17 protein-coding genes and 1 pseudogene are annotated in these 16447 nt (G+C 70.2%); 8 read left to right on the top strand and 10 right to left on the bottom strand.

Annotation, left to right across the window (positions count from 1 at the left end):
- Nucleotides 1–319: 319 nt before the first annotated feature.
- Nucleotides 320–931, bottom strand: coding sequence for a response regulator transcription factor (locus ACFPCY_RS22960; RefSeq protein WP_378258300.1), 612 nt, complete (start codon nucleotides 929–931; stop codon nucleotides 320–322).
- Entirely contained in the window at nucleotides 928–1176 is a 249-nt protein-coding gene (locus tag ACFPCY_RS22955) for a sensor histidine kinase (protein WP_378258298.1), read from the bottom strand. The genes ACFPCY_RS22960 and ACFPCY_RS22955 overlap by 4 nt, the downstream gene beginning before the upstream one ends.
- 466 nt (nucleotides 1177–1642) lie before the next feature.
- Here ACFPCY_RS22955 and ACFPCY_RS22950 point away from each other — a divergent pair.
- Both ACFPCY_RS22950 and ACFPCY_RS22945 read left to right on the top strand, forming a co-directional pair.
- A pseudogene (locus ACFPCY_RS22950) lies at nucleotides 1643–2020 on the top strand (nuclear transport factor 2 family protein).
- A gap of 32 nt (nucleotides 2021–2052) precedes the next feature.
- On the top strand, nucleotides 2053–2814 hold the full coding sequence (locus ACFPCY_RS22945) for a class I SAM-dependent methyltransferase (protein WP_378258296.1): 762 nt from the start codon (nucleotides 2053–2055) through the stop codon (nucleotides 2812–2814).
- Between the two features lie 77 nt (nucleotides 2815–2891).
- Here the strand turns inward: ACFPCY_RS22945 and ACFPCY_RS22940 are convergent, their stop codons facing one another.
- The 4 genes from ACFPCY_RS22940 to ACFPCY_RS22925 all read right to left on the bottom strand — a co-directional run bounded on the left by ACFPCY_RS22940 (nucleotide 2892) and on the right by ACFPCY_RS22925 (nucleotide 5675).
- Nucleotides 2892–3191 carry a 2-oxo acid dehydrogenase subunit E2 gene (locus tag ACFPCY_RS22940; RefSeq protein ID WP_378258294.1) on the bottom strand — a complete coding sequence of 100 codons (300 nt, stop codon included), beginning with the start codon at nucleotides 3189–3191 and terminating at the stop codon, nucleotides 2892–2894.
- Nucleotides 3185–3541, bottom strand: a complete 357-nt coding sequence (locus tag ACFPCY_RS22935) for an E3 binding domain-containing protein (protein WP_378258292.1) — start codon at nucleotides 3539–3541, stop codon at nucleotides 3185–3187. The genes ACFPCY_RS22940 and ACFPCY_RS22935 overlap by 7 nt, the downstream gene beginning before the upstream one ends.
- Nucleotides 3472–3696, bottom strand: coding sequence for a transketolase C-terminal domain-containing protein (locus ACFPCY_RS22930; protein WP_378258290.1), 225 nt, complete (start codon nucleotides 3694–3696; stop codon nucleotides 3472–3474). Before ACFPCY_RS22930 ends, ACFPCY_RS22935 begins: the two co-directional genes overlap by 70 nt.
- A gap of 1223 nt (nucleotides 3697–4919) precedes the next feature.
- Nucleotides 4920–5675: a GntR family transcriptional regulator gene (locus tag ACFPCY_RS22925; RefSeq protein ID WP_378258288.1), complete on the bottom strand. Its 756-nt coding sequence runs from the start codon at nucleotides 5673–5675 to the stop codon at nucleotides 4920–4922.
- Between the two features lie 397 nt (nucleotides 5676–6072).
- Here ACFPCY_RS22925 and ACFPCY_RS22920 point away from each other — a divergent pair, with 397 nt between their 5' ends.
- Nucleotides 6073–6681 carry a hypothetical protein gene (locus tag ACFPCY_RS22920; protein ID WP_378258286.1) on the top strand — a complete coding sequence of 203 codons (609 nt, stop codon included), beginning with the start codon at nucleotides 6073–6075 and terminating at the stop codon, nucleotides 6679–6681.
- 509 nt (nucleotides 6682–7190) lie between these two features.
- On the opposite strand, the gene ACFPCY_RS22915 is transcribed toward ACFPCY_RS22920, so the two are convergent.
- Nucleotides 7191–7490 (bottom strand): hypothetical protein, encoded by a 300-nt coding sequence (locus tag ACFPCY_RS22915; RefSeq protein WP_378258285.1) that lies wholly within the window; start codon nucleotides 7488–7490, stop codon nucleotides 7191–7193.
- 539 nt (nucleotides 7491–8029) lie between these two features.
- On the opposite strand from ACFPCY_RS22915, the gene ACFPCY_RS22910 reads away from it, so the two are divergent.
- Complete coding sequence (locus tag ACFPCY_RS22910; protein ID WP_378258283.1) at nucleotides 8030–8962, top strand: alpha/beta fold hydrolase; 933 nt, start codon at nucleotides 8030–8032, stop codon at nucleotides 8960–8962.
- 640 nt (nucleotides 8963–9602) lie between these two features.
- Here the strand turns inward: ACFPCY_RS22910 and ACFPCY_RS22905 are convergent.
- Nucleotides 9603–9962 (bottom strand): hypothetical protein, encoded by a 360-nt coding sequence (locus ACFPCY_RS22905; protein ID WP_378258281.1) that lies wholly within the window; start codon nucleotides 9960–9962, stop codon nucleotides 9603–9605.
- A 585-nt stretch (nucleotides 9963–10547) separates the two neighbouring features.
- On the opposite strand from ACFPCY_RS22905, the gene ACFPCY_RS22900 reads away from it, so the two are divergent.
- Nucleotides 10548–11942: an erythromycin esterase family protein gene (locus ACFPCY_RS22900; protein ID WP_378258279.1), complete on the top strand. Its 1395-nt coding sequence runs from the start codon at nucleotides 10548–10550 to the stop codon at nucleotides 11940–11942.
- 117 nt (nucleotides 11943–12059) lie between these two features.
- Here the strand turns inward: ACFPCY_RS22900 and ACFPCY_RS22895 are convergent, their stop codons facing one another.
- Together ACFPCY_RS22895 and ACFPCY_RS22890 are read right to left on the bottom strand one after the other, a co-directional pair.
- Nucleotides 12060–12899 (bottom strand): glucosamine inositolphosphorylceramide transferase family protein, encoded by an 840-nt coding sequence (locus ACFPCY_RS22895; protein ID WP_378258277.1) that lies wholly within the window; start codon nucleotides 12897–12899, stop codon nucleotides 12060–12062.
- Between the two features lie 22 nt (nucleotides 12900–12921).
- Nucleotides 12922–14202 (bottom strand): glycosyltransferase family 4 protein, encoded by a 1281-nt coding sequence (locus ACFPCY_RS22890; RefSeq protein WP_378258275.1) that lies wholly within the window; start codon nucleotides 14200–14202, stop codon nucleotides 12922–12924.
- A gap of 171 nt (nucleotides 14203–14373) precedes the next feature.
- Between ACFPCY_RS22890 and ACFPCY_RS22885 the strand changes: the two genes are divergently transcribed.
- From ACFPCY_RS22885 to ACFPCY_RS22875, 3 genes are all read left to right on the top strand, one after another.
- The gene (locus ACFPCY_RS22885) at nucleotides 14374–14634 is read left to right on the top strand and encodes a hypothetical protein (RefSeq protein WP_378258273.1); all 261 of its coding nucleotides are present in this window, start codon (nucleotides 14374–14376) and stop codon (nucleotides 14632–14634) included.
- A 373-nt stretch (nucleotides 14635–15007) separates the two neighbouring features.
- Nucleotides 15008–15835 (top strand): AfsR/SARP family transcriptional regulator, encoded by an 828-nt coding sequence (locus ACFPCY_RS22880; RefSeq protein ID WP_378258271.1) that lies wholly within the window; start codon nucleotides 15008–15010, stop codon nucleotides 15833–15835.
- A 131-nt stretch (nucleotides 15836–15966) separates the two neighbouring features.
- Nucleotides 15967–16425 (top strand): anthrone oxygenase family protein, encoded by a 459-nt coding sequence (locus ACFPCY_RS22875; protein WP_378258269.1) that lies wholly within the window; start codon nucleotides 15967–15969, stop codon nucleotides 16423–16425.
- The last annotated feature ends 22 nt before the right edge of the window (nucleotides 16426–16447 follow it).

The following is a 16447-nucleotide window of genomic DNA, read 5'->3' as shown; positions in this document are numbered from 1 at the left end:
GTGCCCGTGCACCTTCACCCGCGGGCACTCGAAGCGCCTCCCACGTTCACGCATGGCCCCTCCTCAAGGATCGAGGAAGAGTCCCTGGCCAGCTAGAGGCATCGTCACGAAGTCCGGCCACCCGGGCCATAGCCGACGAGGGCCATGCGCCTTGCCCGCGCGCCCACTCGACCGAGCCGAGCATGAACATCCTCCCGACCCGCCCCACCCAGCGGCGCGGACCTGCCAGGAAAGGCGTGAAGAACCTCAGTCCGACGGGCGCCGACCCCGAACCGGACGTGCGATCGGGGCGGAGCCGGTGCGGGTGCGGCTCCGGCGTTCAGAGCCAGCCGTTGCGGGTGGCGATCCGGAGGGCGTCGGTGCGGTTGCGGGCGGAGAGCTTGGCGATGGCGCTGCTGATCTTGTTTCGGACGGTGCCCTGGGAGAGATGCAGCAGTGCGGCGATCTCGGGGACGGTGGCGCCGCCCGCCGTGGCGCGCAGGACTTCGCGCTCGCGTGGGGTGAGGGGGCTGGGGCCGGTTCTGCGGGCGGCGGCGGCGAGGCCGGGATCGATGATCTTGTGGCCTTCGGCGCAGCGGCGGATGGCGTGGGCCAGGGCGTCGGCGGAGGCGTCCTTGAGGATGAAGCCGACCACGCCGCTGTCGATCGCCCGCTGGAGGTAGCCGGCCCGCCCGAAGGTGGTCACGATGAGCACCTTGCACCGCGCGCCGTGCTCTTGGAGCGTCCGGGCGGTGTGCAGGCCGTCGCCGTCGGGCATCTCGATGTCCAGGACGGCGAGGTCGGGATCGTGGGCGCTGATCTGGTCGAGGGCCTGGCGTCCGGTGGCGGCTTCGGCGACGACCTCGATGCCGGGCTGGAGTCGGAGGAGGCTGCGGACGGCTTCGCGGAACAGGCGCTGGTCGTCGGCGAGCAGGACGCGGACGGTGTTCATCGCAGCCCGTCCTCGGGCCGGGTCAAGGGGATCTCCACGGCGACCTCGAAGCCGCCCGCCGCGTGGTTGGCGGCGTCGATGCGGCCGCCCGCGCCGCGGACCCGGTGGCGCAGGGTGGTGAGGCCGGACTCGGCGAAATGCGGCGGCGCGCCGTGGCCGTCGTCCTGGACGGTCAGGGACGCGGCCCGGTCGTCGCTGCTGATCTGGATCCGGCACGTGCATTTCGATCCCCACGACACCGCCACGGCCGCCGGCACCTTCGACCCCCGATACGGTGGCGCCCCACCGCGGCCGATGTACCCCGCCGCCCTCGCCACCAAGGTCCACAGCTTCTGCCGCCGGCACGACCAGATCTGCCAGCACCACGACCCCCACGCCGACAAACTCCAACACGCCCTCTACGCGCCCCAGCAAACCTGCCAAGCCGCCGCCCTCCTCGAAACCACCCACGGACTCCCGCCCAGCGGCTGCAAAGAGGTCGGCCCGGTCCCGTAAGCGGCGTGCGGCCACCGGATGCGAATGGGCTTCATGCTGGCTCCTCACGCGCCTTTCGTACCGCCTCGATCGACATGACCTTCAGGAGAGCCCTTACTTGGACGTCAGGGTGGCGAGGTTGTTCGGGCTGCTCCTGGGCGGGAACACGGTGCGTGCTGTCCTTCTGGGTGCGATACGTGGGACGAGCGCGCGCGTAACGGCTGGTATTACTGGGACATGCAGGAAGAGGCCGCACGCTCCGCGATCGACACGTTCATCTCCGCGTTCAACGCACCGGACGACGGCGATGTGCCTGCCCTGCTCTCCCAGGCCTTGACCTCCGACGTGGTCTTCTGGGGGCCGCTGGGGCGCAGCGAGGGAATCGGCGCGGTCGCGCGGTTCGTGCTGGATCTCCGGCGCCACCCGGCGGGGACGGGCACGATGACGCGCTCTTCAGCGGTCGACATGCCTGACGAATGGGCCCGGTACCAGTAGGTGTTCACCACGCCTGATGGAGGCCCCCGCCTGGCGGGAACGGATGTCGTCCACCTGCGACGGGGCCTCATCGACCAGGTCATCGTCTTCGCGGGAGAGATCAAGCCGCTCGACTCCTGAGTCGTCCTCCTCGGTTGCGCGATGATGCGGACATGACCGGCGCCTCACGAGCTCACTCGTTCAACTCGGCTGCTCCGCGGTACGCGGCGAGTCGGCCCTCGTATCCGCCCGCGGTCTTCGACTTCGTCGAGGAGTGCGCGGGGCGGCCTCTCGCGGGGCTGCGCGTCGCCGACGTCGGCGCGGGCACCGGCATCGCGTCCGGGCTGCTGCGCGAGCGACGCGCGAGGGTGATCGGTGTCGAGCCCGGGGAGGCGATGGCCGCGGAGTTCCGACGGACGCTGCCGGACGTGCCGATCGTTCGAGGAGACGGCAACGCCCTTCCGCTCGCCGACGGCTCGCACGACCTCATCACCTACGCCCAGTCCTGGCAGTGGACCGATACCTCCCGTTCCGTCCCCGAAGCGCTGCGCGTGCTGCGTGCCGACGGGGCGCTGGCGATCTGGTGGAACACCACCGCCTTCGACGTGCCGTGGATCAAGGACCAGCACGCGCGCATCGCACGGCACTGCGGGATACCGGCGCGTTCGGCGGTCCGGCTCGGCGACGGCGAGGCCATCCGGCGCGCGGGCCTGGCCGGACTGCGGGTCGCGCGTCGGCACATACGCTGGCAGCGGCGGGTCTCCCTCGACACCCACCTCGCCAACATCAGCAGCCGCTCGGCGTTCCTGGTTCTCGGTGAGGACGCCAACCGGGCCTTTCTGGACGAGGAGCGTCGGCGTCTGCAGGCGGTCTTCCCTGACGAGACGGTGGAGGAGACCTACGTGGTGGATCTGCTGGTCGCCACTCGCCCGTGACGCGGTCAACGCAGGGGTGGAGGGCACGACGCCGCGGCGGCCGGGCTGGGCTGTCCGCGGCGGCCTGCCCGGTCGGGTCAGATCCTGCGTAGCAGGGACGAGGGGCTCTCGATGGCGTCGGCGACCAAGCGCACGAAGCCGCCGTAGTTGTTGAGGGTGAAGGTGCCCGCGGCGAGTTCCTCCCGGATGGAGCGGCCCTCCCTGGCGCGGCCGGTGACGTCGCGGACGGCCGCGTCCAGGTCGTCGGTGGTCAGGGCGCGCGCGTTGAGCACCGCCGGGACGACCAGGCCGCACCGGCCCTGGACGGCGAGACCGAGGTGGATGTGGTCGTACTCGACGATCTCGTCGCGTTCGGTGTCAAAGCGCGGGTTCAGCACCGGTTACCAGCGCAGTCCGGCGACGACGAAGCGGGCGAGGTAAGCGAGCAGCCCGGACCGGGGTCGGTGGGCGTGCGCCGGCTCTCGCCCATTTCCCACAGCGCGGTCGCGTCGACGTTGACCCCGACCGTCGCCTCGGGGACCTCGCGTCTGCCGCGCGACAGCGACGCGGCCACGGACTTGCGGAAGCCGTTGAGCGGCGTCCGGCGCTCGCCCTGCGCGGAGGGCGTTCCCGGCTTGGCGATGGCCGCGGCGGCGCGCAGGACGTCGGCGCGCGTGATCAGGCCGTCCGCGCCCGTGGGCACGATGTCGGCGAGCCGCAGGCCGCGGTCGCGGGCTGGGCGGCGCACGAGCGAGGAGACGACGCGGTGGACGGTCGTCCTCGCTCGGTCACCCGGGCGGCGATCACGGAAGCGACCGAGGCGAATCCGGCGGCCTCGTCGACCACGACGGCGCGGCCGGTGCCGCGGACGGCGGCGCAGACCGTCGCGTCGTCGAAAGGCACGATCGAGTGGACCTGCACACCTACAATCACTACCGCGGCCACACCGCGCTCGCAGGCCTCCCACCCGCAAGCCGCGTCCCCGACCAAGAGCGCGCCTCGGATTGAGAACCCACTGAGCCTTCGGAGCGCCCTCATCCCTCACGCCGCCCGCAGGCGTTCGAGGGCGGACTGAGGTCCCCCCGTAGCACGGCCGTTTCGGGTGAGATGGGTCAGCCGTGACAGCCTGCCGGGCGTGGTGTTGGTCCTCGTAGGCGACCGGGCTAAGCATTCCGAGACTGGCCCATCGATCCGAGTAGCCCTGCGTCCCGGAGCCGCTTCCCGAACACGAACGAAGTGAATTGCGTTCCGTGGCCGGAATGCAAAATGGTGGCGCCGGCGACCGGGTCACGTCGGGCGACCGCGGCTTGGGGCTGGAGACGCTGCTGGAGGAGATCGTCAAACTCGGCCGGGCCGAGGCGGTGGGCCTCGCGGCGGATCTGTTCGGCGGGTACTCCGACAAGCTGGTGGCCGCCTGGCGAGCGTGGGCATCGGCGTCGCACCCGTCGGATTTCGCGGCGAACCCATCCGAGACCCGGTTGACGTTGGGGGCGGCGCTGGTGTGGCGCGCCTCGGAGATCACTGACGCCTTGGTGGACCTGCCGATCGGGCTGATCGCGAAGGTCGACACCAAGGCGGAGCGGCGGGTGGAACAGGCGATGTTCACCGAGGCGTGCTGGGGACACGGCAAGAACTCCAAGCTTGTCTCCATCGCCCAGGCCGCCCTGCAACACCCGGACGACCCGGACGACACGGTGCGGCAGGTGGTGTATCCGGTGGTGGGACGAGCCGACGCTGCGCGCCCTGGTCGCCGAGGCCAAGGCCGACCAGCGGGCTTGGCAGTCGCGGGCGCGGACGGCGCTGACCAGCTCGTATTCGTCCTAGCGGCCAGGCTGAGCGGGTGCCCTATGACCTCGCACCCGGCTGTCGTGTGGGCCCCTGGCGAGAGTGCTCGGGCCGGTACGCGCCGAGGCCAGCCGTCGCGGCCGAGGCAGTGCGGGCACGGCAGCACACGATGTCCGCGCCGCATCCCCGGGCTGCTCCACGCAGGGCGGGCAGCCGCCCGGTCTCGGTCGACCTTGTGGTCAGGTCGAAGAGGGCCGTTGACCGGTACCGGGCGGCCGCGCCGGCGAGATGACCAGGAGGGTCCGGCTCGCGTCGTCCTTCGCGTCCCCGGGGAGGCGTCCTCAACCGCTGGTGGGCGGTCCGGTCGGCGTCTCGGCGGTCAGGAGGGCGTCCAGCCGTTGCAGGGCTCGGGTGTGGAAATCGTCCAGGAGGGTGAGCGCCTGGCGAGCGGAGCGGGTGTCAGCAGTCTCCCACGCGGTGATCATCTGGTCCCACCACCACAGGTGCTCGGCCGGGTCGGCGTACAAGGCCTGAAGGATCTGGGGGATCTCGCCGAGCATGGCGCCCAGGGAATTGAGGACGGCGAGGGCGATGCTTCCGTTGACGGCGGCCAGGCCGGTGCGCAGCACCTGTAGGACGGCCTTGTGGGTGTCGGCCGGACTGATGTCGTCGCGGGCCGCCAGGTGCTGAAGGCGCTGCAGGGCACGCCGGACGGGTGCAGGGTCGTACGCCCGGGGATCGGCCTCGATCTTCGTGAGCGTGGTGTCGTAGAACATGCGCAAGGTGTCGAGGATCTCCTGCACGCTGCGCAGCACCAGGTCTGGAAGGTGCGGGGACAGGCGCAGCAGGTAGCTCCAAGTTTCGACGCCGCCGTAGAGCTGGATGTCGCGGACGACGACGCCCACACCGTGGCGGGGTTCGACGAATCCCGCGGCGTGCAGCCGGGCCAGCACGAACTGGATCGTGCTGGGGTTGACGCCGTGTTCGGTGGCGAGCTGGCGGATCGACGGCAGACGCTCGCCCGGTTCCAGCTGGCCGGAGGCGATCTGGCGGGCGATGTGATCAGTGACCTGGTCGATGACCGTGCTGCGTGTCATGTCGTTGAACGCGCTCCCTGCTTCGACCTGGCCGCTGCCCGCCCGTGGCCCTCGGCCGCGAGATCCCCGACTCAGCGCCACAGTGTACGGCTCACGCAGCGGCACGACCTGCCGGCGCGGGACGCGCAGAACGCGCTCGTTCCGTTCCGGGCGGAGCGCGGCCGGCGGCTGAGGATGAATCGGCGTACGAGAGACGACCGTCCTCACTTGTCACTGCGTGACCATCGCCTGACGGCGGATGCTCACTGGCACTCTAGTGAACCATGCAGTGTGTGGTACAGACTGTGGCTCGCCCAGGCGGCGGAGGCGGGCGCGCTTCCCTCGGAATGTCCCTCGGCATGTCCCTCGCGTCCGCCTTCCGGCCGCCACCCACCCCCGTCCACGGAGGTCTCCGCACATGCGGTTCCCGAGCACGGCCACCGCGCGCCTGACGACCGGCGCGCTCGCCACCACCGCCGCGCTGGCCCTGGTCTGCCAGCCCGCCCACGCCGCCCCCCGTGAGTACGACTACAGCGGGACGGTCCAGACCACGATCACCGGCCTGGGCGCCGACATCGCCTTCACGCCGACCACCGCCAAGGTCGACGCCGACCTGGACACCGGCCAGGTCTCCTCGGTCAAGATCTCCCTGCCCGAGGCGCGCAGCAGCTTCAACCTGTTCGGCGTCCTGCCCACCAACATCAAGGTCAAGATCACCCAGGCCGGTGACTTCACCGGCACCGTCAAGGCCGGCGCCGCCGACATCACCGGCGCGGTCGACATCCAGATCCTGGAGACCGGCCACTTCGGCATCCCCATCCCGCTCCCGGACTGCAAGACCACCAAACCCGCGCAGCTCCACCTCACCTCGCAGGGCACCTTCGACCCTGCTACCGGCGGCACCCTCACCGCCAAGTACCAGATCCCCGAGGTGTCCTGGGGCTGCCTCTTCGACACCCCGGTCATCAACGCCCTGGTCGGCGGCAAGGACAACTCCCTGACGGTCAAACTCACCGCGCAGAACTAGACCGCCGTCCTCCAGGAGTTCGCCTGAGCGCGCGATCGGCGCCAGAAGCCAGCGGCGGCTGAAGGCGCCGCCCGCCTCAGGTGAAGGCGAAGGGCCCGCCGCCCGCCGGCGGGCCCTTCCCTGCGCCGCCCATCGCCTCAAGCGAGAATCCTCCGTTGGAGCGCACCCCGGCCGACTACGAGCGGGTGCTGGACGCTGAGGATTCGCTCACCCAGACTGTGCGGGCGAATCTGGAGGCGGGCCGAGGGTAGGCCGTCTGGAAAGGCGCACTTCCCCGGACACCCGAGCGGACGTGCACCGACACCGTCCCGAAACCGCCGTCCAGAAACCGGCCGCTCCTCTCTGGGGCTGGGGGCCACGTTCGGGAGAACCCCGCCGATCTGGCCGCCTGGGGGGCGCGCGCTCGCCTCCAGAACCCTCGCCCCGGACCGGGCGCCGGGCCCGGGGCGAGAGCGGCCCTACCGGAGGTGCCGCCTGGACGACGTCCCCTCACCGCGTCGCGGACGCCCTCACCCGGCCTGGCGGTGGCAGTCGGCGCCCTTCACCTGCGCGTCGCGGACCACGGCGCGAGCGCACGTGAAGGTGAGCGGCGGGTGATGATTCGGCACGCTGATGACGACGTCCTTGAGGAACTCCTCCCCCGTGGTCCCGCAGTCCTGGCCCGTCACGTACTTGAAGTGGACGGTGCCCCTGAAGCTCTTGCAGCTGAAGTGATGCTCCACAGCGGCAGCGCGTGCCGAGGCGGGCGGGCCGGTCGTTGCCGCGACCGCCGCCACTGCGGCCGCCGCCAGGGCGAGGGTCCTGCGCATGGGCGTCTCTCCTTCGGGTCCGGAATCCGGGCGCACTCCTCACTTTCCCTCTCCGTAGCCAAGTAACTACTAGAAGTAGTCACGACATGGCCGCTTTGCGCCCTCCGGACCGAGGGACGGGAACCCGCGCTTCCCGGCCTGGAGCCCTCGCCCCGACCATCCGAGGTGGCGCATCGTCGATGGAATGGGACTTTTCGGTGCGCAACATCGACAACAGCGAGAACCGATCGGCGGGCACCAACCTTGGGGGTGATCGGGCCGCCGCCCCTTCTGGCCTGTGGCCTGGCCGATCTGTCCATGCTGCGAGCGAGAGCACGGGATGAGCAGACCTCGGGGAGCGTGCAGGTTCCTCATCGTCGCCGCGGCCTTGGTCAAAGGTCGTGAAGCCGAGGAGGGAAAGCGCCGAGCCGCAGCCGGGGCCAGGCGGCGCGAGTCGCCGCGAGTCGACGCGGTCGGCAGGCGAATATCGCGGTTGGGAGCTAACAGAGCGCTTACGTGGGCGTCGCAGCGGTGAAACGAACGCGGCCCAGTCTGCGGGCATGACCGGCGAGCTGGAGTTCCGGGACATCCATGGTTACCGGCGGGCGTTCCGCAGGGCCGGTGACGGCCCTGCGCTGCTGCTGATCCACGGGATCGCCGACAGCTCGGAGACCTGGCTACCGGTCTTCGAGGCGCTGGCCGAGCGGTTCACGGTCATCGCACCGGACCTGCTCGGCCACGGAGCATCGGCCAAACCGCGCGCCGACTACGCCGTCGCGGCGTACGCCTGCGGGATGCGCGATCTGCTGACCGTCCTGGGCGTCGACCGGGTGACGGTCGTCGGCCATTCCCTCGGCGGCGGCGTCGCCATGCAGTTCGCCTACCAGTTCCCCGAACGCTGCGAGCGGCTCGTGCTCGTCGCGAGCGCCGGGATGGGATCGCAGGTGCATCCGGTGTTCCGCCTGGCGTCGGCTCCGGGCGCCGGGCCCGGGCTGGTCCTGCTGTCCAGCGCCCCGGTCCGCACCGCCGTCCTGACGGCGGCCCCGCTGGTCAAGCTGCTCGGCGCCGCGGGACTGGGCCCGGACTTCGACTACGTCCTCACCCGGTACGCCCAGTTCGCCGACCCCACGGCCCGCCGCGCGTTCCTGCGCACGATCCGCGCCGCAGCCGACGTCCGCGGCCAGGCCATCACGATGCGCGACCGCAGCTACCTGGCCGTCAACCTGCCCACGCTGATCATCTGGGGCACTCGCGACCGCATCATCCCCGCCTCCCACGCCGAGATCGCCCACCGATCCCTCACCGGCAGCCGCCTGGAACTCTTCGAAGGCGCCGGCCACTTCCCCCACCACCACGACCCCACCCGCTTCGCCGACCTCCTCACCACCTTCATCGCCACCACCGCTCCCGGCGTCTACAACCGCCGCACCTGGCAGAAGATCCTCCGCGAAGGCCACCCCCCGCCTTCCACCACCCCCTCCAGCGGCACCTGACCAACTCCAACCCCCAACGCTTCACGCCATCCCGTACCCGGGAAGAGGACGGAAGGCATGAGAACTTGCGTTCTTCGGACCGTGGGCTGAAGGCGCGCTCAGCTGGGCGGCGTCCTGTGGGTTGGGCGTCCGCACTGCCCCCAGCAGGTCGCCAGGGTCCGGGCCGCTCACCCGTTCGCCGCTGCTGCCACTTCTCTGGGCTCGGGCCGTGCGAGTTCGGCGGCCGTGCGACGGCCTGCGCTCCGCAGGAGTGACCGACGGCGTTCCCGTGGTCCAAAAGATTCGCCAGACGCGCGCCGCCGCGTCCACCTGCCACGGGGGCGCCCCCCGGAGGCGGGGCCGCGCGGCCGGGTCAGACCGCGTAGTCGGGGTCGTCGGCGACCGCCCGAGGGGCGCCGCAGCATGGCGCGGATCAGGACGTAGTCGATCAGCTCGGCGGCGCTGGTCGGCACGGTCTGTAAGGGCTCAGTTGAGTTGCCATCTGACGGCGCCATGAGCTGCGCGGATGGCGGTTGTCTCTGCCTGCTGTCGTCGTGATTCGTCTCAGGGTGATGTCACCTGGCCGGGCCTGCGGACGGTCCCTAATTCCCCGCCGCAAAGTTCACGGTCTTCCCCACCTGCGGTTCTACGCCGAACCTGATCAAGCAGAGCTTGTGTCCTCGAAGTAGAACCAGTCGTCGCCGGTCTCTGCCGAGGAGCCGGAGCCCTGGCTCCACTCCCCGGTCTTTCCCGCGGCCGCGATCTGGATCGAGGATGCGGTGTCGTTGAATCCTTCGAGCCAGGGCGTGTCGCTGGTGTAGGTCTTGCTGGCACCTTCGCCGTTGTAGTCGGCGTAGAGAGTGACCTCGTAGCCGGCGGCGACCTTCAGCGAGGAGATGACGTCGTTCCCGACCGCTCCGGTGTTCAGGCCGAAGTTGTAGCAGCCTTCCTCCAGGGTCGCGGAGGCGCCCTGGTAGTCCTTGTCGGCGAACACTTGGGCCTTGCCTGCTGCTGGTGGCATGACGAACGCTCCTTTGGCTGGGCCGACAGGTCCGGCTGCCTCGCCGGGAAGCAAGCGCTATTACGGCGAGTGTCAGCCCGTTCGCTGTCAGCGTCCCCCACCGTTCAAGGGAAGACAAGTGCCACTTTCGGCACGATGCCCGTAAATCCATGCCTCTGGCTGCGCGCTGTATGAGGCCGGCTACCGCTCACAGGGGCCAACCAGCGCTCCCGGGCACAGCGGCGCGCGTTCTGCTCCCGGGCCGAGAGTTCATGCGAGCTGAGGAGGCGTCACGATGAACCCAGTGCGGGTGGAGATCTTACCGGCGAAGATCCGGGTGATCCCAGCGGTGTTGAGGGCGGCGGGCTTCCGCCTCGTTCCGTACTCGTGTGCGCGACGGTGGGGTCCTGGGGCATGGACGGCGGACGGCGAGGGTGTCGAGCGGGGCGTCCTTCGCCGGGCAGCCACACCTCGGGCCCCGCGTTTTCCCCGGTACAGAAGGGGGGCTGGCTACACCATCGACCGGCCTATTGCCCGGGTGGTGCAGCAGGTTTCGGACAACGAGGCTGAACGCATACGGATCCACCAAGCAAGAGGGAACCTTCTGTGTTCAGCTTCAAGCCGCCGCGCCGCCGTACCGCCCGCACCGCTGCCGTCGGCGCTGTCGCCGCCGCGGTCTGCGCCACCATCATGACCGGCAGCGCCGGAGCCGTCGTCAACGGGCCGGACCACACCAGCGCTCCGTCGGCCGCGGCCAAGGGCGCCAAGGACCAGCAGGCCGCCGCGCTGCGCGCGCTGGAGCGCGCCGCCCACCAGCTGCGCTCGACGGAACCGGGCGGTGGCACCTCCGACCTGCGGGCGCTGGACGCGATGATCGGCGACGCCGAGGTGGTCGGGCTGGGCGAGGCGACCCACGGTTCGCACGAGTTCTTCGCCATGAAGCAGCGCGTCTTCAGACACCTCGTCGAGGAGAAGGGCTTCACCACCTTCGCCCTGGAGTTGAGCTGGACGGCCGGTCTGCGGATCGACGAGTACGTCCAGGGCGGACCGGGCGACGCCCGGCAGGTGGCCAAGGAGGCTCTGGCCGGATCGCCCTGGGAGCGCGAGGAGTTCGTCAGCCTCATCAGCTGGATGCGGCAGCACAACGACCGCCACCCCGACCGCAAGGTCCACTTCATGGGGAACGACATCGGGGCGCCCAGGCTCGGCGACGCCGTCTTCGACCGGGTGCTCTCCTACGTCCGCGCGAACCGCCCCCGGGACGTCGCGCGCCTCGAAGAGCTGTACGCGGGCCTGCGGCCCCTGGACGACGTCTTCGCCTACCTGCGCAAACCCGTTGCCGAACGCCGCCTCGACGCCACCACCACCCGGCAGGCGTTCGACCTGGTCACCGCGAACAAGGGGGCCGGCGGCGACGCCTACGAATGGGCCGAGCAGAACGCCCGCAGCATCGCCCAGACGTTCGCGTTCACCGCCCTCGACCTCTCCGACCCGGCGTCGGTCACCGCAGCGGAGCACCTGCGTGACCGGGCCATGGCCGACAACACCGCCTGGTGGCACCGTCGCACCGGCGACAAGATGCTGCTCTCGGCGCACAACGGCCACGTGGGCTACCTGTCCACCGACCCGGTGATGTACCCGACGACGCAGGGCGTCTTCCTGCGCGAGGCCCTCGGACGGGACTACGCCGCCATCGGCTTCACCTTCGACCGCGGCTCCTTCCTCACCGCGACCACCCTCGGCAGCCCCTGGAGCAAGGTCACGGTCCCCGCCGCCACCCCCGACATGCAGGAGTACACCCTGGACCGGGTGCGCTACCGCGACTACTACCTCGACCTGCGCACCCTGCCCGCCGCGGGCCGCACCTGGCTGAACGCTCCCCGTCCCACCTACGAGGCCGGCTCGTCCTTCAAGAAGGACCCCCTGCCCACTCTCGCCATCACCCGGGCATACGACATCCTGATCCACCTCAACCAGGTCCACGCGGCCACCAGCCTCTAAGGCGCACGGTGCGAGTGAGTGCACCCGGTTCCGCACGGCCGGGGGGCGCAGACTACTGGGGCATGGGAACTCGGGCGTGCCGCAGCGCGCCTTGCGTGCGGTTTTGTGGCGGCTGAGTCATTCGGTGCTCCAGCCGTCGACGCAGGCGAGCCATCGTCCGTTGTGGTGGATCGGGTCGATGTGGTGCATTCCGCCTTGGTTCCAGGGTTGGGGCGGGGCGTGGTTGAAGGGGTCGGTGGGGGTCTGGGTTTCTTGGTGGTCATGGGACGTGAGGTGGGTGACGGTGAAGGCTCGAACGTTCCTGCCGTAGCCGCCTCGGCAGTCCTGGGCGTAGCGCACGAGCTGGTGGTTCCAGAGCACGGGTCTTCCGGCGGGGCGGGCTCTGCCGGGGTCGCCGGAGACCAGGGGGCTGGCCGGGTGTTCGGTCCAGGGGCCGAAGAGGGTGTCGGCGTGGAAGAGGTGCAGGTGGTCGTGGTTGTGGGGGCCGCAGGCGTACATCCACCACCGGTCTTCATGGCGGATGAGGGTGGGGTCGGCCAGGGGCCGGTGCAGCAGGACCGTGGCCAGTCGCCAGCCGGTGGGGAACGGATCGGCCACATACAGGCGCACCTGCCCGGTGCGTCGCGTCTCGGGGACCAGGTAGATCTGCCCGGCGTGGGTGAAGACGAACGGGTAGGACAGATGGAAGTCCTCGGCCAGGACCACGCCGTGGTAGGTCCAGGAGCGGTGGTCGGCGCTGTCGGCGTGACCGATCCGTCCCCGACCGGTGGCGCGGTCGTAGATCTCAAAGAACATGTGCGACCGGTCGCCCACGCGCAGGGCGAAGGGGTCGGCCACGAAGGCCGCGTCGAGGTCGTGGATGTCGGCGCGGGTGAGCACCGGGTTGGCGACACCTGTGGCCGGCCGCAGGTCCAGTGGGGAGCGCCCTTCGAAGATGCCGATCGACCAGTCCTGCACGGCTCACCCTTCCCTTGGTCGGTCATCGACGGGAACCGGCGCCGGCCACCGCGCTGTTCTTGGCGGCCACCAGCCCGGTCAGGAGGTCGTCCCAGCGTGCGCCGATGATGTCGATGTCGTACTGCCGGGCGGCCTGAAGCGCGTTGGCCGCCATGCTGCGCCGCAGCGGTTCGTCGTCGATGAGCTCGATCAGCGCGGCGGCCAGGGCGTCGACGTCGCCCGGGGGGACGAGCAGCCCGGTGCGGCCGGGCGTGATGATCTCTCGGGGGCCACGCGGGCAGTCGAAGCTGACCGCGGGGACGCCGCAGCCGAACGCTTCGATGATCGTTCTGCCGAACCCTTCGTTGTCGGAGCTGACCGCCAGGATCGAGGCCTGTGCCAGCGCGGTTTCGATGTCGTCGGCCGGTCCCATGAACTGCACGTCGGCGCTGAGCCCCAGCCTGACGGTGAGCGCACGAAGGTCGTTCTCCAGCGACCCGCCGCCGTAAAGTCGCAAGGTCCAGTCCGGCCGGGCCGCTTTCACCTTGGCGAAGGCAACGATCAACCGGTCGTAGCGCTTGACGCGGACGAACCGGCCGGCCGCCACGATGACCCGCTGGTCCTGCGAGGACCGCAGCCGCCGCCGCGCGGGCAGTTCCCCGGGAAGCGCGACCACCGACGCGGCAGCACCCAGCATCCGGACGTAGTCGCGGCGGTCGCTTTCAGTGCGGGTCACCAGCGCGTCCAGCCGCGGATACCAGCGGCCGATCTGCTCCAGCATGGCTTCGTCGTGGAACCCGAAGTTGCGGTGCTCACGTCCGACGACCACGACACCGCGCGGCGCGAAACGGGCGGCGAGCAGGTTCAGGCCGCTGCGCGTGGCGACCAGGACGTCGGTCCGCAGCGTGCGCAGCGCCCGCCACAACCGCGGGTCACCGCGGAGCGGAACCTCTTGGCGCCGAGGGTCGGCACGCGAGATCAGCCGACTGCGGTAGCGGTCCAGCCAGGCCACCCGGCCCGGCCCGACCCCGTCGCGGACATCGACCAGTGCGCGTAGCCCGACCCGGGCATCGATGGGGTAGAACGGCTCGTCCCGACTGCGCAGAACCGTGATGATCTCTACCCGGTGCCGCTCGGCGAGATGGTTGGCAAGGATGATGTTGGACCGGAAGGTGCCGCCCATCTCGTAGGCGCTGTGCAGCAGGAATGTGATCTTCACCGAGGGCTCGCGGTCCCATCCGCTCGTCTCCCACGCCGAAAGCACGGCCACGGCGACCGGACCCGGCCCATCCAAGCGGCACAACATGATCTTCACCATGGCCATCTGGCCACATACGCATTACCCAGCCCGAGCGCCGTCCCTCTCCCGGGCCGTCTGGCGCTGCCGTCGGCGACGTGGTCCGAGGCGGCTGCCTGCCCGACCGGCAACCCGCCGAGCGGGCGGACGGCCCGGCCCCCCCGGCAGCAGGAAAGTGGCGGGCTCCACATGCGCGGCATGGAGACGGCGGTAGTCGGCCACGGTGCGGCGGTCGGCGTCCACCTGGGTGGCCAGGTACTCCAGCACGACCTCACCGAAGCCCAGCTGCTCCGGCCCCGGCTCGGAGTCGGGGTCGAGGTCGGGCTCGGCGGTCATCTCGGAGTCGCAGGTCTCGCTGTCGGTTCGGCCGGTACGGACCCCGCCCGCATCAGCGCGGGCCCGGCGAGCGCCCGGACGTCCTGGCCGGGCTCCCCGAGCCTCCACTGGAGTTCCGGGTGAACGATCTCCACGCCGTGCTTCCATTGGCCTGCCTACCGTCACAGGGCGGTCACAGGCTCGGCTTGGTCGTCCGGAAGCGCCTCGCCGGGGCGCCGGCATCCCCTGATATCCGTTCCGCCACACGAACCTGACCTGGCGGCCACCCAGTCCTCGCGACTTCACCCGCCGACCATCCCTGAATTGTTGGATCCGCGCAAACTCGCGATCCGAAACGCCACCGACGGAAGACGTAGCGTAATTACGTATTATTACCCCTTGACATCGGAATAGACGTATTCATACGATCAATTCCGTGTTTGCGATCTTCGAGCAAACCCTACCCCCTTCTCCGGCCCCCGAACTGCCCTCGATACCGTAGGCCATCGGAGACAACGTGGAAATCCAGGTACTGGGCCCCCTCGCCCTTTCCCACGAGGGGCGCCGACTCGCCGTCACGGCACCCAAGCCCCGCAAGGTGCTGACCCTGCTCCTGCTGAACGCGGAATCCATCGTCCCGACCAGCGCACTGATGGCCGAGGTCTGGGGCGACCACCCGCCGCGCAGCGCCTCGACCACCCTGCAGACCTACATCCTCCAGCTGCGCAGGGCCCTGCGGGCGGTCCTCGGGCTCCCCGCCGAGACGGTCGCGGACAAGATTCTCATCACCCGGGAGAGCGGTTATGTGCTGCGCACCCCGGGAATGCGCTTCGATCTCTTCGAGTTCGAGAGGCAAGCCCGCGAAGGACGCTTCGAGTTCAAGCGTGAGAATTACACCGAGTCCATTCAGATCATCAGCGGAGCACTCGATCTGTGGAAAGGACCGGCGCTCGTCGACGTGGCCGCCGGCCGCCTCATCCAGGCGGAAATCCTGCGCCTCGAGGAATCGCGACTCACCCTGCTCGAACTGCGCATTGAAGCGAGCCTGAGACTGGGCCGCCACCACGAAATTCTGAGCGAACTGACGGCCCTGGTCGCACGTCACCCGCTACACGAGGAACTGCACGCCAAGTTCATGCTCGCCCTGCACCGGTCGGGCCGCCGGTCGCAGGCACTGGAGGTGTTCCATCAGCTCCGCCGCACGCTGATCGGCGAGCTCGGCCTGGAACCCGCCCCGAGGCTCCAGGAGCTCCAGCGCCGCATCCTGTCCGGCGACCCCGTGCTCGACGTCGGCCCCGCTCACGAGGCACCCCCGCGGAAAGTCATACTCGCCTCCGATGCATAGCAGGGAAGCTGTCATAGCGGCGGCATGCCGTCAACGCCGCCGGCGTCCGCGCCGCACCCGCTCAAGCCACGCCCGAGGCCGGTTCGACCGGCCTCGGAGAGGCTGAAGCCAGCCATCGAGAGGAGCCGGGCATGTGGATGCGGACGCTGGAGGTTCTCGCCCTGGTCGGAGCGGGCACCGCCACCGGAATCCTCGTCATCGGGGCCGTGGCGCTGGTGCCGTGCTTCCGGGCCCTCCCGGCGGACCGCTACGTCGAGGTCCACCAGCTTCTCGACCGCCGTATCGACCCGCTGATGCCCATCCTCGTCGCCCTCTCGGCGGTGCTCGCGCTCGTCCTGACGTTCGCCGCCGACAGCACTTCCCGCAGCGTGCTCTTCGCCGCCGGGGCCGCGCTGCTCGTGGGCGTGGCGGCGGTGTCGCTGAGCACGGCCGTGCCGCTGCTGCGACGCCACGTCCGCCAGGTGGACGCCTCGAACCTGCCGGCCGATTGGTACGACCTGCGCCGGCCGTGGCAGCACTGGCACCTCGTCAGGACGCTGCTCGCCGTCGGCGCGCTGTTCGCGATCGCCTCGGCCTCGGTCGCGAGCTGAGCGAGCCGAGCGAGGCCGAGCG

It is taken from the genome of Actinomadura gamaensis (assembly GCF_042652125.1).
Taxonomy (GTDB): Bacteria; Actinomycetota; Actinomycetes; order Streptosporangiales; family Streptosporangiaceae; genus Spirillospora; species Spirillospora gamaensis.
Note: the sequence above shows the minus strand (reverse complement) of the source record. Positions and strands in the feature narration are given on the sequence as shown.